Origin of the sequence: Variovorax soli (assembly GCF_031454625.1) — a bacterium.
Classification (GTDB): domain Bacteria; phylum Pseudomonadota; class Gammaproteobacteria; order Burkholderiales; family Burkholderiaceae_C; genus Variovorax; species Variovorax soli_A.
In genome coordinates this window covers 161,669-175,617 of the sequence record NZ_JAVDRF010000012.1, presented here as the reverse complement: position 1 = coordinate 175,617, position 13,949 = coordinate 161,669, and the positions used below count along the sequence as shown (strand labels likewise).

Genomic DNA, 13,949 nt, shown 5'->3' with positions numbered 1-13,949 from the left:
ATGCAGCTGGACGCAGCCCCCACGCCCCGGCCCGCGCGCTCGCGCGGCCGGCGCGCCCTGCGTGCCCTCGCCTGGAGCCTGCTCGGCCTGGTCGTGCTGATCGGCGCGCTGACGGCGGGCGCCTGGTGGTGGCTGGGCTCGGACCAATCGCTGGCCTTCGCGCTGGCACGGGCGGCGCGCTACCTGCCGCCCGGCCAGACCCTGGAGAGCCGCGAGGTCATCGGCTCGCTGCGCACAGGCGGGCGCATCGGTTGGCTGCGCTGGCAGAGCGAAAGCCTCGCGGTGGAGGTGCACGAGGCCACCATCGGCTGGCAGCTGGCGCCCCTGCTGAAGCGCAAGGTGCAGCTCGGCGAGGTCCACGCGGCGCGGCTGCTGGTCGAGCGCCGCGGGCCGGTGGAGGACAAGCCCGTCGAACCGCTGGCGCCCATCGTGCTGCCGGTGGAGGTCGAGCTGCCCTTTCGCATCGACGAACTGCGTTGGGCCGGCCCGCCCGCGCTCCAGGCGGACAAGCTGGCAGGCCGCTATCGCTATGCCGGCAACGAACACCAGCTCGTGGTCGACGACGTGGACATGGCCGAGGGCCATTACGCCGCGCGGCTCACGCTGCAGGGCCCCGCGCCGATGGCGCTCGATGCCGCGCTCCAAGGCCGTGTGCGTGCACCGCTGGCCGAAGGCCGCGCCATCGAGGTGCTGGCCGAGGCCAGCGTCAAGGGAACGCTCGCGACCGCCGATGCCAGGCTGGCCGTGGCAGCCGAGCTCAAGCCCGCCGAGCCCGGCACCGAGGCGCCGATGCAGGCGCAGCTGCAGGCCAACATCGCGCCCTGGCAAGCGCAGCCGGTGATCGACGCCAAGGCGCAGTTGCAGAACCTCGACCTGGCCACCCTTTGGCCCGAAGCACCGCGCACGCTGCTGACGGGGCGGATCGAGGCCGGCCCCGATGCCGGGGCACCCGTCGGCAAGTCGACTTGGCAGGCCGACGCCGACATCCGCAATGCGAACCCCGGCCCGTGGGACAGCGGCCGGCTGCCCATCGAGCAGGTCCAGGCTCGCGCCAGCTTCGACGGCACCACCTGGACCCTGCCCGAGGCCACGGTGCGCGCCGGCGGCGGCAGCATCGAGGCCGAGGGCCGCTGGAGCCCCGCGCCGGCGCCCTGGCAGGCGCACGCACGGGTTCGCGCCGTGCGGCCGGGCGCGCTGCACAGCGCGCTGGCCGGCGCGCCGGTGAGCGGCAGTGTCCAAGCCGAGCAGCGCGGCGAGGCCCTGCTCTTCGACCTCGCGCTGCAGGCCGGCGGCGGCGCCGGCAGCAAGGCACTGCAGGGGCTGCGTCTCGACCGCGCGCTGGCACGCGGCCAGTGGCAGGCTCAGGTGCTGGACCTGCGCACGCTGCGTATCGAGGCCGCGAACGCCAGCGTCGAAGGCAAGCTGCAGCTGCGCGTCGCCGAGCAGGCGGGCAGCGGCGATCTGAAGCTGGTGATGCCGGGCGGCAGTGCCCTGCTGCAGGGCGGCATCGCGCCGGCCAGCGGCGGCGGCGAGCTTCGCGCCCGCATGGACGATGCCGCCCTCCTGCAGCGCTGGGTGGAAGGCCTGCCCAAGCTCACGACCGCTTTCGCGGGCAACAGCATCCAAGGCAGCGCACAGCTCGACGCCGCCTGGCAGGGCGGCTGGCGGGCCGTACAGCGCCGGCTGCAGAACGCCAGCGAGCCCGCCGCCCGCGGAAGCGCGGAGCCGACGCTCAAGGCCACGCTCTCGGTCCCACGCCTGGTACTCGGGCTGGCGCCGCCGGCCGATGGCCCGGCCACGGAGCTCCAGCTGCGCGAACTGCGGGCCGAGCTGGACGGCAGCCTCGCCCAGGCCACGCTGGCGCTCAAGGGCGAAGCGGTGAGCGGCACCCAGAAGCTCACGCTCGACACGCGCGCCAGCGGCGGACTCGAACGCGCGAAGCAATGGCGCGCCTCGATCGCCAGCCTGCGGGTGCAGGCGCAGGACTCCCGGCGCCCCGGGCCCTGGACGCTGGAGCTGGAACGCGCGCTCGACGCCACCTTCAAGAGCGGCGATGCCGGCCGCCTCGAGGTGGAAGCGTCGGCCGCCGGCGCCACGCTGCGCGGTCCGGTGCCCGGCACGGTGCACGTCGATTGGGAGCCGCTGCGCTACAGCCACAGCGGCACGGCATCCGACCGGGCCTTCCGCCTGCGTTCCCAGGGCCGCCTGCGGGGCCTGCCCATGGCGTGGGCCGAAGCGATGGGCAGCAGCGGCACCCTGGCCGAGATGGGCATCAGCGGCGACCTGCTGTTCGATGGCGACTGGGACATCGATGCCGGCGACGCACTGCGCGCGCGCGCCCGGCTCTCCCGCGCCAGCGGTGACATCCGCGTGCAGGCTGGCGAGGCCGCGCTGGTCACGCGCATCGAGAGCCGCGGCACCGGCACCGCCGCCGAGCGCAAGATGAACGCGGCCGCCGAAGGTCCCAGCACCCCGGCCGGGTTGCGCCAGGCCGAGCTCGGGCTGGCAGCCGAGGGCGACACGGTGCGTGCCACCCTGGCCTGGGACAGCGAGCGCGCCGGCCAGATCCGCGCCGATGCCAGCACGCACGTGCTGCACCGCGCGGACGGCTGGCAATGGGCCCCCGATGCGCCGCTCGCCGGCCGCGTGACGGCGCGGCTGCCCAACCTCGGCGTCTGGTCGATGCTGGCGCCCCCCGGATGGCGCGTGGCGGGCACGCTGGAGGCCGACGCCGCGCTCTCGGGCAACCGCGCGCTGCCGCGCTGGAACGGCACGTTGACGGCCGACCAGCTCGCGCTGCGCGCGTGGGTCGAGGGGCTGGACCTGCGCGACGGGCGCCTGCGCGCGGCGCTGACCGGCGAGCGCGTCGAGATCACGGAGTTCACCCTCAAAGGCGGTGCCGGCAGCAGCACGCGCATCCCGGGGCAGAGCGGCAACCTCAGCACCGCAGCCAACGCGGCCGCCGGCGATGGCGGCACACTGTCGGCCCGCGGCGAGCTGAGCTGGGGCACGGCCCCGGCCACGGGCACGGGCATCCGCATGGCCATGCAGACTCAACTGCGCGCGCTGCGCGTGCTGGTGCGCACCGACCGCCAGCTCACACTGTCGGGCGATCTGCAGACGCGCCTGGACAACGGCCAGTTCAGCGTGCGCGGCAACCTCGAGGCCGACCGTGCGGTGATCATCCTGCCGGACGAGAGCGCGCCCAGCCTGGGCAGCGACGTGGTGGTGCACTCGGCCGCCAAGGACCGCGAGGCGGCAGAAGCCGCCAAGCGCCGGACCGCCGGCGAAGACGTGCGGGTCGCCCAGGCGCAGACCGCGAAGCCGCCCGACATTGCGGTCGGCTTCGACCTCGGCGAGGACTTCGCGGTGCAGGGGCGCGGCCTAACGACGCGGCTGGAAGGCAAGCTCGACATCCGAAGCACCGCCTTTAATGCGCCGCCGCGCATGACCGGCGAGGTGCGCACCGTCAAGGGCCAGTACCGCGCCTATGGGCAGCGGCTGGACGTGGAGACCGGCGTCGCCCGCTTCAACGGCCCCTACGACAACCCCGCGTTGGACATCCTCGCCATCCGGCCCAACATTTCGCAGCGCGCCGGCGTGCAGATCACCGGCACCGCGCAGTCGCCGCGGGTGCGCCTGTACTCGGAGCCCGCCCTTTCCGATGCGGAGACCTTGTCATGGGTGGTGCTGGGCCGCGCCTCGGCCACCAGCGGCGGCGAATCGCTGCTGCTGCAACAGGCTGCGCTCGCGCTGCTGGGGCGGCTCGGCTCCGGCAGCTCCGGCGGCGGACTCGCCAGCCGCCTCGGACTGGATGAGATCGGCTTCAAGGGGCCGGGCAGCGGCGGCGACATGCGCGAATCGGCGGTCACCGTGGGCAAGCGCCTGTCGAAGGATTTCTACCTGACCTACGAGCGCAGCCTCTCGGGCACGCTGGGGACGCTGTTCGTCTTCTACGACCTCACGCGGCGCCTCACGCTGCGCGGCCAGGCCGGCCAGCAAAGCGGCATCGACCTGATCTACACCGTGAAGTACGAGTGAGACAGGCAAGCTGTTAAAGTCACCCCCGCCTCCGTCCTCGTAGTTCAATGGATAGAACGGGGTCCTCCTAAGACTCAGATACAGGTTCGATTCCTGTCGAGGGCACCACTAAGCCATTGATTTTATTGGATTTGTTGGCTTTCCGGGACTACGCCGGGACAAGCTACGATGTGCCCTCTTCTTCTGGAGGCAGAGGCACATGGCGACGGGCGAAAAGCGACTCCCGCGTGAGGCGTTCACCAAGAAGCTTCGGCGTCTATGCGAGCGCCTCGACGAGCGCCACCAGCGCACGATCCCGTTCAAACACTGGTATTTCAAAGATCGCGAGCTGGTTGCAGAAGTCGCCGTGATCTCGCTGTGGGTCGCCGGCTCGTATGCGCGAGGCGCATTGGACTGCGGCGATCTGGACGTGGTGCTGCAGCTCGCAGGCCCAAGGGACTCGCCACCCTTATCTACGCTCACCAAGGCCTTCTTCGGCACCCTGCCATATGTGCGGTACTACCTAGGCGAACCAGCGAAAAACTCATCCGGCGTGGAGTTTCCGGAGGCGGTGCTGATCTGGTCTGGGCCGGGCTGCGACTGGAACGCTCGCGTTGCAGCGATACGGGAAGTCAGCGGTGCCGGGCGCCACAATCGACCCACTGACGCGGCACCTCTGCGACTTGAGCAACTAGGCGCCGACCTCGATCAGCTAGCGTCGGCCACAGAGGCCAGAGAGCGCGGCGAACTCGAATGGGCATTTCGAGAATTCAACCCAGAGTCATTGCAGCCGATCCCTGTAGAGGAAATCGAGTTCGGCGAAGAGTACCTCATGCGCTGCGCTAACCTATGGGGCAAGAAATCACAGCGGATCGTCCCTGCACTGCTGCGCTTGGCACGAGAGGTAGAACCGCTCGGGGACTGGAGTGACTCGGACTCAAGCCGAACCGTAATCAGATGTGGGGGCACCCTCGTACACGTCGGACGGCCTGAGCTCTGCGTGTGGCGCCTCCACGACAATCCCTCCATTCGACAGCTCGCTTTGATTCCGCACCTGACTGCGCGCGGACCGAATGGCGCATGGCTGATCCGGCGCGGCGCATCCCATCCCGATCATCAAACCATGCGTGGAACTCAGGTCTTCTACCACAGCGATGAGATCGGGCCTGTCGTCCGGTCCGTGAGCCAGCACAAGTCTTATATTTCGTGGATCCAGGTACTCGATCTCTTTGCGACCGAGGAACAGGCGAGACAGAACCTGAAAGGCAAGGATCGCGACATCAGAAGCGCTACTGACGATGAGCTGCTAGAGCTCACGGGACTGTGTGACGCGCTCCGCATAGGCCGCCGCAAGCTAGCGATTACGTGGGCCGCGCGAGAGTACGCCAAGGCGACCAAGCCAGCATCGATCGCAGAAATTGCATCCACGCTGAAACGCCTGCAAGGCGCCGCACCCCCGTTGACCAGTGGCACGCCGCTACCCTCCCTTTCCGCTAGATCCCAGTAGGAACGGTCTGCCGACACCCAAAAATTCACGAAAACCTCAGATGCTTGCCGGCGCAGCGCATTCCCTCTCATTCTTGACGGGCAGGTGGCCGCATGATCGCCCAACAGGTCATAAGGAGTACGGAATGAGAGGACTGCTTTGGCTCGCGCTGCTACCAATCGCCGGGTGTGTCACGCCTGGGCAGCAGGCCAAGAGGCCGACGGCGAATGACGACCCTTCCAAACCGTGCTTCGAGTCGATTGCCTATGACAAACGGTTTGTCGGCCTGCGCGAAAAGATCGCGATTAACCTCAAGGCTGAACGACCCAGCATGGAGATGCTCACCGATAGAACCGTTCCCACCGAAGAGGAAAAACGCCTGCTCGGCGTATGGATGGTCGCTCGGGAAGCATGCTTCGACATGGGCGCTTCTTTCAGGGCCAAGTACGCTTCCCCAGAGTACCAAGCCACACTTTTGGCCGGTCAAACTCGCGTCAAGGTGCTGACTGCCAAGCTCTATGCCGGACAAATCAGCTACGGTGAGTTCAACCAACTCAGAGCCGACAACTCTGTTGAGGGCCAACAACGATTGTCGAACATCAATCAGCGTGAGCGAGAGGCTGCTGCGGCGGCGAACGCTCAAGAGCAAGCACGCCGTGATGCGGCTGTAGGCGCTGCTTTGCAGAACATGCAAACGCAGCAACTCATTCAACAGCAGCAGCTCCAGCAGAACGGGCCCCGAACCACGAACTGCCAGCGCTTTGGAAACCAGGTTAACTGCACTACCTACTGACGGCGCCATCCCATTCATGGCGAAGCTGATGAGCTTCCCACGTATCAGGTTTTTCAGATCTCGGCAACGTTGATCGAACCTACGAGCGCCTCCGGGACACGATCGATCAGCGCAAGCAATTGCCGCCAGCGTCTGGCGAAGCCGTCCTGCTGCCGGCAAGCAAGACCAGATCAATAACGCTTCTTGCTAAGCCTCGGCGATTCTTTTGCCGCGCGGTTTTCCTCGGCCGGTTTCCCGGGCTGGATGTCGCGAAGCATCTTAAAGGTGTGGTCAATTTGTTTGCGACTGACACCTTCCAACTGGTCCATGTTGGCCCGCATCCCCATAAGGATGTTGACACACAGTTCCACCAAAGCATGAGTTGGAATTGCCAGTGTCAGGACGACGTTCCGCAGCTCTTCCTCATCTGCGGAATTGCTTTGGTCAAGTTGAAAGAAACTTACCCGACTGATATTCGGTGAATAGTTTAATTTTGCAACACCTTCCGCAAACACTACAGGTGCGTTAGAGATGGTCTGCGGATTAACGATGATCTTCCGAGGCATGTTCATACTACAGACTCCATCTTCTTATCGGCGTCAATACTAAATGAACAAATGTCAAACGGCTGATTGATCTGAGATTCATCGAACGCAATCCTCGATGTTTCGAGGTGCTTACTTGGCGGAAAGCTTTGGATCGCCAGATAAGCATCAGCGTAGTTTCCAGTAATTAAATCATTTGCCACTTCACTTGGCATTCGAATTTGAACCTGGAACGTGGGGCTTACCTCGTTCGGATTGAACACAGGGGTAAAGTAGGCGTCAGCATCGACAGCTTGCCACGGCTGCAAGGGACCAGCGGTCCCAGCGTCATGAATTGCAAGGTCAACGTCATAGCCCAATGCGCTAGTGAACTCATGAATCGTTCGCAGCGTGAGATTTGCCTTTCCAGATAGAAAGCGAGTCATGTAACTCTTTGACCATCCCAGCTGTTCGGCAAGCATTGAACGAGTCGTCATCTTGCTAACCATCGCGGCATTTAAGCAAGAGGCGATCGCCATTTTCTTGTAGTCAAACTCATCCAACGGCTGCAGTTTTTCAAACATTTTAGATACCTCAAACTGAAATTGGAACAGGGTGAAATTCGAGCTCAGTTGATTCAAAACTTCTACATGCAAGTTGCTCTAAAATCTCAATTGCAGAATCGGACAAATTCTTTTTTTCACCTTCAGAAAGTTCCCCTCTCCGTTTTGCAAGAATCTTCAAGATTACGATTCGCTTGCCGTTCAAGTAGATGAAGCATGTTCTGATGGTGCTTTGACGTATACGCCAAATCTTGTACTCGTGATGGCGCCATGTGAACGTGGCCGTGGCGTGCAAAGCGGTTCCGTCGTACATGTTCGGCAGCGGTAGGCCGTGAGCTGCGTTTAGTTGGAACTGCACTAGGCAAGCTCTCGCTCGGTTCTGATCCTCTGCGCTGGACAGTGCGGCTACATCCGCTCTTGCTTTGCATGACCATTGATGATGGTTTTCGAGGATGGTGTAGATCTTGAAGGACCCCGGCCCGTCGCGTGGTGGAGCGAGGCGTTCCGGATGGCCCGTCTTCAGGCGAGCAAAATACAGGGGCATGTTAACTTAAAAGTGAACCGAGAGCGCAAGTGCGGCGTCCCCGTTGTCACCTTAGTTCACGGATCACGCTGGCCCCCTTCGCAAAGGGCAAATGTAAATGAGCGGCCGGCCCCTGGGACATGGCGCATGCTCGTCGAGGCAATCGCGTCCCCATACCGGTGCATCGTCACACGTCCATCTTTGCAATCACCGCCTGAACCTCTCCGGCGGAATCGCCCCCTTCCTCTTGATCTTGACCCAGTCGCTCGAGCGCACGCCTGGCTTGTAGACGCTGTCCCCCTTCTTCGCCACCAGACCCTCGAGCCGCAGCTGCTTGGCCATCTCGAACAGCTCCGCGCCCTGCTCTGCGGCGATGTGGGTCATCGGCAGGACTGATGGAACCCCTGCCAGGCGCTTGAGCATCCTGGCCTTGCGTTTCAGCAGGGGCATCTGGGTGATGTCCTTGCCGTTCTCCTGCAGCAGGTCGAAGACACAGTAGGTCACCGGATCGGCGCCCTCGTACCACCGCCGTCGGCGAGCGCGGTCCTGAAGACGATCGAAGCTGCTTCGGCCGTACTCGTCCAGGACGCACACCTCACCGTCGGCGATGTGGGGGCCTCCCTTTACGCTGGCCAGGCTGCGGGCAAGCTCTGGAAACCAAGCTGTGCAGTCTGCGCCGTTCCTGGTCTTGAGCCGGGCAGAACCGTGGCCGAACTCAGCCAGCACCCGGTAGCCGTCGAACTTGAGCTCGTAGATCCACGCCTGATCGCCCCAGGGAAGCAGGCGCTCATCCAGAAGCATCGGCTTGAGATTGGCGAGCGCCAGCGGCATACAGCAACTGTGCCAGCAGTAATACTTTAATGCTACTTCTGGTTAGGCGAGGTATGATGGACTGGATAAATTCACAGTTGTCATGCAAGTCCGCGTCCAACTTATGCGCAACTCTGGGCGCTGGCTCACCTGGAACCAGAAACCACGCGAATTCAGGGGCACGCTGCTAAGCAGTCGCACCAGGAAGGGTGACGAGCAGGGCCTCAGCTACATCTACTTGGCGGACGATGGCCCATCACTGTACGACGCGAGGGTCATCTCGGTGCTCGGCAACGAAGTGCGGATCGTCGGTCTCGAGAAGGACGATTCGGCTTGGGTGGTGCAGGAATGGAACTGTGAAATCCTCGCCATCAAATAGGAAAGGGGGCCTCTACTGGGCGAGCAGCCCACGGTTCGCGAGTCCCGCTACCCCAGCGGCCAGCCCCGATCTGCCATGCACTTGTTGAACGCGAATCGAGCAGGCTGGCCGCCGTTGTAGATCACGTTATCCTGCACACGCCCAGTCCCGACGTTGTAGAAGGCATCGAAGTCCTTGTAGAAGCTGGCCGCGTACTCATCTTTGGGCGGCAGGTTCCTGGCAACGGCAACACACTTCGCAATGACGACATTCAGCTTAGCGATGTCGTCCTCGGCCAGACGCTGTCGGCTGGACGGCTGATCAGCTTGTTGCTTGCTAGAGTTAGCTTCGAGCACCAACACGCGTACCCTCAACCCGGCTATCTCACTACGCAGCTCAGACAGTTCCTGCCTGTACTTTGCGCTTTGCGATTCGAGATCCGCGACCTGCAAGTTGGTCTTGCCTGCGTTTGATTGAAGCTCGTCGAAAGCTTTGAGCTTGTCGCATCCAGTCAAAAGCAGGCCGCTTAAGACAATCACGGCCGCATGCACCGTTGCGCCTCGATAGGCCATCGTCCCGCCCTCCAGTTCTTATGACGGGCTCGGAGCATACCCCCTATATCTAAGGGTTCATCGCCGCCACGCCTCGTTCAACGCTGCGCCTGTTCCGCAATCTTGCGCACAGCATCACCACTCGCCTTACTACCGCGGCTGGAGCCGATGAAATAGGCGATGGCACCTGTCAGCCCCGTCTCGATCGTGGCATAGGCCCGCACGATCAGCGCACGGATGAAATCGTCGGCCGGCAGCGTCCCGAAGTAGAACGCCGCGAAGGTGCCAGCCCACAGCAGGAACAGCACGCCCAGGATCACCTGAGGCGTCGGGTCACGCGTGGCCACCTGCCGAGCTCGCGCGTCCTGCATGTCCTTGAGGTAGGCGTCCTCGGCCGCCTGGTTGATTTTCAGCACGTCAATGTCGAGCTCGCGCATGCGGATGGTCAGCGCGTTGGCGGCCTGTTTGATTGCCACGATCTGCTCGGGGCCTAGCCGGCCGGTGGACAGAGCTGCCGCCAGTTGGTCCTCCGTGGCGTCTCGGTTATCCAGCAGGGCCGCTCCGAGTTCCGCGACGGCCGCGCCCACCAGCGGGCCACCGAGGGCAGTCCCCAGCACCGGCGCGATGCCTGCGACCAAGCGCTTCCAATCAAAGTCAGCCATGGTCAAAGCCCCAGCGCACGACGCGCAGCCGCGTGGTTGCCCGGCCACTTTTCAGGATGCGGCTGCCCGGGGCGCCAAGTCCGCATGTAGAGCTCCCAGCCCGCATCGGCGTCGTCGGTCGCCGGCAAGGGCTTGGGATCGGAATAGAGCAGGAGTCGAGCGAAACCGCACGCCAGAAGATCGTCCAACTCCAGGCGCGCCCAGATCGCGGCAGCATCCCAAGGCACGCCGCGCTCAGCGCAGAGGCGGTGCGCGTGACCGGTGGTTGCGTGATGGCTCATGACGCCCTTGACGCCGCCTCCGCGTTCGAATTGCCAGAGGCCCCGCGCAGGCCCGTTGCCCATCTGCCGGCGCCGTTGCTCCGGATCTTCCTGCAGGGTCATCGCGAGGAGCTGTACGCGCGCTTTCGGTGTGTTCATGGCGAGCGGCAGCATCGCGAGGCCCGGATTAAAGATCTGGGCGATCACGTCAGTGAGTTGCATGATGATTCCCCCTACGAAAGATCGCCCGGCTTCGTGAATCGACCTTCCGTCCAGCGCTTCAGGCGCAGGCCCCACTCAGATTCTTCGCGCCACCACTTCCGGAGCAGGTACGCCACCTGCAGTACGCCGAGCAGCACTGCGAGAGCAGTCGTTAGGCTCAGTTGCTGCCACCAGGCGACGAAGCTCGCAGGGGCTTGATAGGCGACGTTGAATGCAATGTCTTTCATTTCTTGCTTCATGCGCCCTCCCCTTGGGCGAGGTACTTCAACTGGTCGACGATGCGGGTGGCGGCATCGACGTGCGCTTGCAGCGTGGCCTGGAGCGCTTCCGCTCGATCTGCTACTGCCGGCGCGGGCTCCTTCGGTGATGGCAGCGGCAGCGGCCGCAGATGCCACTGGCCCTCTTGCTGATCGAAAAACGGCCATTCCTTCAGCGGGTCATATTTCGGGATCGGGATCGATGTGGCCCAGGCCGGCACCAGCACATTGCCGGGTGTGCGCTGGCAGAACTCGCAGGGCGTCCCGCCCGTGTAGGCCCCGCTCTCGGGGTCGTAGTTGAAGACGTACATGCGGGCGCCTCAGTACTTGATGATGTGGGGATAGGCCAGGTTGCGCGGGTGTCCGTCGGCGCTCCCCTGGTTGGAAATCGTGATCCCGACGGATGCCGCGAAGAGCGATACGCTCGTGAAGGCGCCCCCTACAGTGATGTTGTGGTTGTGCGCGCCATCGGCGCTGGTCCCAAATGGGCCGGTGACGAGCGCCGCAGTGGCCGCGCCAGGGCCGAGAGAAAGTGTGTTCTGCGAGGCGTTGTAGGAGTGCGTATGCGCTCCCTGGACATCGGCAGATGCGCCGTGCGCGTGCCCTGGATCACTCACTGCATGGGTGTGTGTTGGGTCGGTGTAGCCGTGCCCATGCAAGACGTTCGCTTGGTCCTGCCAGACGCCGAGCACGCGACCGGTGTCGAGCCCGCGAGACTCATCCAGCCCGCGAATGAACATGGCTCGCCAGTCGGGAACTCGGAAGGTCGTCGACCCGTCTCCAACGCTGAAACTGCCGAACTGGCCACCGCTCCACGTCGCCTCGGACACAAGGCCGGCCGCCGTCGCGAAGGCGAACAGGTTGGCGTAGGTCGTGCGCGAGACAAGCGCGCCGTTCAGCTTGATCCAGCCGAGCGGCGCCGCAGCGCTGGTGAGCCACGGCAACGCAACGCCTGTGGGGATGGCCGCGCCGTCGCGTAGCTGCGCAATGAAGCTCAGCGCATAGCGAATCGCGTCGTCGAGCGTCGAAGGAAGGTCGGTGCCCGCGGGCCCGTTCAGCGCCTGGTTCGTATTGCAGGCTGCAAGGGTAGTGACGATTGCCATATCGGCCCTCAAATGAAAAAAGCCCGCGGAAGCGGGCTTGCAAGGTCTTTCAGGAGGCGCGACCTAGAATGCGCGGATGGACGGCTTGTTCACCGAATTCCTGATCTGGAAGGCCATCGGACTTTGCGTTCTCGCCTTCTTCGTCAGTTTTTTCTATCGCCTGATCACCGGCCGGTCGATAGCAGAGGCGCGGAGCGAAAAAGAAGAGGGGTAAGCGACCCCGTGCCGGCCAATCCCAGTGGTCAGCCGCTGATAGGCCGCAATGGCGCGGTCCAGCGCCTCCGGATCTGACATCAGCGTGCCCAGCCGGTCTACCTTGCTCTTCTTGGCGGTCTGCCGCAGGCTATCCAACATCGGCCCTGTGAATCGACCAACGACCGGAATGCGGTTGGCGAAGCCGTTCACAAGCGGGCTGTCCAGTAGCCCCAGATCCAGCGCGCTCTGCACGTTCTGCGCCGTGTTCGAGCCAGTCGCGCGGCCCAGGTTTTCAGCCGCGTCCGCACGAGAGAGATCGCGACCCACGGCCGCCAGTCCCGCCTGCTCCCCTTCATTGAACAGGCCGCCAACAGCACCCGATCGCGCTTGCAGCCAGTCGTTGAACTTGGAGTTTGTCAGCCGGCCGAGGCGGTCAGTCTGGTTCGCTGCATCCGACACCGCGTAGTTCTTCAGGAGCGCGGTGGTCCCGGGAGATGCGATGCGCTGGAAAGCGGCGATGTCATCGGCCTGCGAAAGTCGCGGGCTGAAGAACATCGGTGCGAGCTCGGTTCATCGCGCAGCCGGTTGAACTGCCGTTCGCTCTTATCGTTCACCGCCTCGGCCTCCGCCACGTTGACGCCGAACACCGGCAGGCCCTGCTCTTTGAGGCGATCGACTACGCCGGCACCGATGCCGATGACATCGACGTTGATTGACCGCGGCCGCATTGGCTCAGGCGTCTTGTCCCATTCCGCCTTGATGAGGCCGGCGGTCTGCATCGTGTCCTTGCCCCACCACTCTTCCACCGGCGCGAGCTGGTGATTGCCCTTGCGCTTGGCCAAGGCCGAGCTGTCGTCGCCGAAGCGGGCCACATCGACGCCCCAGATCACCGGGGCGCTCTCGATGACAGCCACCTCGCGGATCTTGGCCGCCTCGCACAGTTCGAGAGAGATCACGCCGTCAGGTGCACCCACAAACTCCCCCTTCACTCGGACCTTGAAGACCGAGGACTGCCGGCCATACTTCTTGGCCATGTTCTCGATGTAAGTCCGCGAGACCATCGGACTCGCCTCGCCGTCCCAGTGCAGCGCAGCCCAGGAGCCGCGCATCTTGTGGTGCGAGTCGAAGAAGTAGCCGCTCTGCCTGGTCGGGTTGGCAGCCATCACCACGAAGGCGCCATCGGTGGACAGCGCACCCTCCGCGACCTCGAACACGTTGTCGGAGACGCCCGAGGCCTCGTCGATCAGGAACAGGATGTGTTCCGAATGAAAGCCCTGCAGCGCCTCCGGACGCTCCGGCCGCGACGTTCGCGCCACCGAGAACGATTCGTTCGGCGCCGAAGCCATGCGGAATGCTCCGGCAGACCAGACGAACTGCCCGGCCAGCGACGGATACCGTTCGGCCATGGTCCGGTGCCACTTGGCGATTTCGGACCACAGCACGTCTTCGAGCTGGTGCGCGGTCGGCGCGGTCGCCGGCACCTTCGCGGGGAAGTAGCACGCCAGGAACCACAGCACGCACCACGCCATGAAGGTCGACTTGCCCGTGCCGTGACCCGATCGGATCGACACGCGGCGCCGCTTCACGATCTCCCGACTTGCATCCCACTGCTGATCCGTCGGCGTGGCGCCCAGCACCTCCTG

Annotated in this window: 15 protein-coding genes and 1 tRNA gene; 5 read left to right on the top strand and 11 right to left on the bottom strand. The window is 64.3% G+C overall.

Annotated features, from left to right (window positions below; all coding sequences use genetic code 11):
• The 4 genes from J2739_RS23250 (at window position 1) to J2739_RS23235 (ending at window position 6,299) form a co-directional block, all read left to right on the top strand.
• Window positions 1-4,041, top strand: coding sequence for a translocation/assembly module TamB domain-containing protein (locus J2739_RS23250; protein ID WP_309906072.1), 4,041 nt, complete (start codon window positions 1-3; stop codon window positions 4,039-4,041).
• A gap of 33 nt (window positions 4,042-4,074) precedes the next feature.
• A tRNA-Arg gene (locus tag J2739_RS23245) sits at window positions 4,075-4,149 on the top strand.
• Window positions 4,150-4,240: 91 nt separating this feature from the next.
• Window positions 4,241-5,527 (top strand): hypothetical protein, encoded by a 1,287-nt coding sequence (locus tag J2739_RS23240; protein ID WP_309906070.1) that lies wholly within the window; start codon window positions 4,241-4,243, stop codon window positions 5,525-5,527.
• Window positions 5,528-5,651: 124 nt separating this feature from the next.
• The gene (locus J2739_RS23235; protein WP_309906068.1) at window positions 5,652-6,299 is read left to right on the top strand and encodes a hypothetical protein; all 648 of its coding nucleotides are present in this window, start codon (window positions 5,652-5,654) and stop codon (window positions 6,297-6,299) included.
• Window positions 6,300-6,469: 170 nt separating this feature from the next.
• Here J2739_RS23235 and J2739_RS23230 read toward each other — a convergent pair whose 3' ends face one another.
• From J2739_RS23230 to J2739_RS23220, 3 genes are all read right to left on the bottom strand, one after another.
• Entirely contained in the window at window positions 6,470-6,850 is a 381-nt protein-coding gene (locus J2739_RS23230) for a hypothetical protein (protein ID WP_309906066.1), read from the bottom strand.
• A complete protein-coding gene (locus tag J2739_RS23225; RefSeq protein WP_309906064.1) occupies window positions 6,847-7,386 on the bottom strand; it encodes a helix-turn-helix domain-containing protein in 540 nt (179 codons plus the stop codon). The genes J2739_RS23230 and J2739_RS23225 overlap by 4 nt, the downstream gene beginning before the upstream one ends.
• A gap of 709 nt (window positions 7,387-8,095) precedes the next feature.
• On the bottom strand, window positions 8,096-8,719 hold the full coding sequence (locus tag J2739_RS23220; protein WP_309906062.1) for an ATP-dependent DNA ligase: 624 nt from the start codon (window positions 8,717-8,719) through the stop codon (window positions 8,096-8,098).
• A gap of 82 nt (window positions 8,720-8,801) precedes the next feature.
• On the opposite strand from J2739_RS23220, the gene J2739_RS23215 reads away from it, so the two are divergent.
• A complete protein-coding gene (locus J2739_RS23215; RefSeq protein ID WP_309906061.1) occupies window positions 8,802-9,077 on the top strand; it encodes a hypothetical protein in 276 nt (91 codons plus the stop codon).
• A gap of 47 nt (window positions 9,078-9,124) precedes the next feature.
• Here J2739_RS23215 and J2739_RS23210 read toward each other — a convergent pair whose 3' ends face one another.
• From J2739_RS23210 to J2739_RS23175, 8 genes are all read right to left on the bottom strand, one after another.
• Window positions 9,125-9,628, bottom strand: coding sequence for a hypothetical protein (locus J2739_RS23210; protein WP_309906059.1), 504 nt, complete (start codon window positions 9,626-9,628; stop codon window positions 9,125-9,127).
• Between the two features lie 77 nt (window positions 9,629-9,705).
• Window positions 9,706-10,269, bottom strand: a complete 564-nt coding sequence (locus J2739_RS23205) for a hypothetical protein (RefSeq protein ID WP_309906057.1) — start codon at window positions 10,267-10,269, stop codon at window positions 9,706-9,708.
• A 2-nt stretch (window positions 10,270-10,271) separates the two neighbouring features.
• Entirely contained in the window at window positions 10,272-10,751 is a 480-nt protein-coding gene (locus tag J2739_RS23200) for a hypothetical protein (RefSeq protein WP_309906055.1), read from the bottom strand.
• An 11-nt stretch (window positions 10,752-10,762) separates the two neighbouring features.
• Window positions 10,763-10,990 carry a hypothetical protein gene (locus J2739_RS23195; protein WP_309906053.1) on the bottom strand — a complete coding sequence of 76 codons (228 nt, stop codon included), beginning with the start codon at window positions 10,988-10,990 and terminating at the stop codon, window positions 10,763-10,765.
• Window positions 10,987-11,319: a hypothetical protein gene (locus tag J2739_RS23190; protein ID WP_309906051.1), complete on the bottom strand. Its 333-nt coding sequence runs from the start codon at window positions 11,317-11,319 to the stop codon at window positions 10,987-10,989. The genes J2739_RS23195 and J2739_RS23190 overlap by 4 nt, the downstream gene beginning before the upstream one ends.
• Before the next feature lie 9 nt (window positions 11,320-11,328).
• Complete coding sequence (locus tag J2739_RS23185; protein WP_309906049.1) at window positions 11,329-12,111, bottom strand: phage tail protein; 783 nt, start codon at window positions 12,109-12,111, stop codon at window positions 11,329-11,331.
• A gap of 153 nt (window positions 12,112-12,264) precedes the next feature.
• Window positions 12,265-12,861 (bottom strand): hypothetical protein, encoded by a 597-nt coding sequence (locus tag J2739_RS23180; protein WP_309906047.1) that lies wholly within the window; start codon window positions 12,859-12,861, stop codon window positions 12,265-12,267.
• The gene (locus J2739_RS23175) at window positions 12,777-13,943 is read right to left on the bottom strand and encodes a hypothetical protein (protein ID WP_309906045.1); all 1,167 of its coding nucleotides are present in this window, start codon (window positions 13,941-13,943) and stop codon (window positions 12,777-12,779) included. Before J2739_RS23175 ends, J2739_RS23180 begins: the two co-directional genes overlap by 85 nt.
• Window positions 13,944-13,949: the final 6 nt, after the last annotated feature.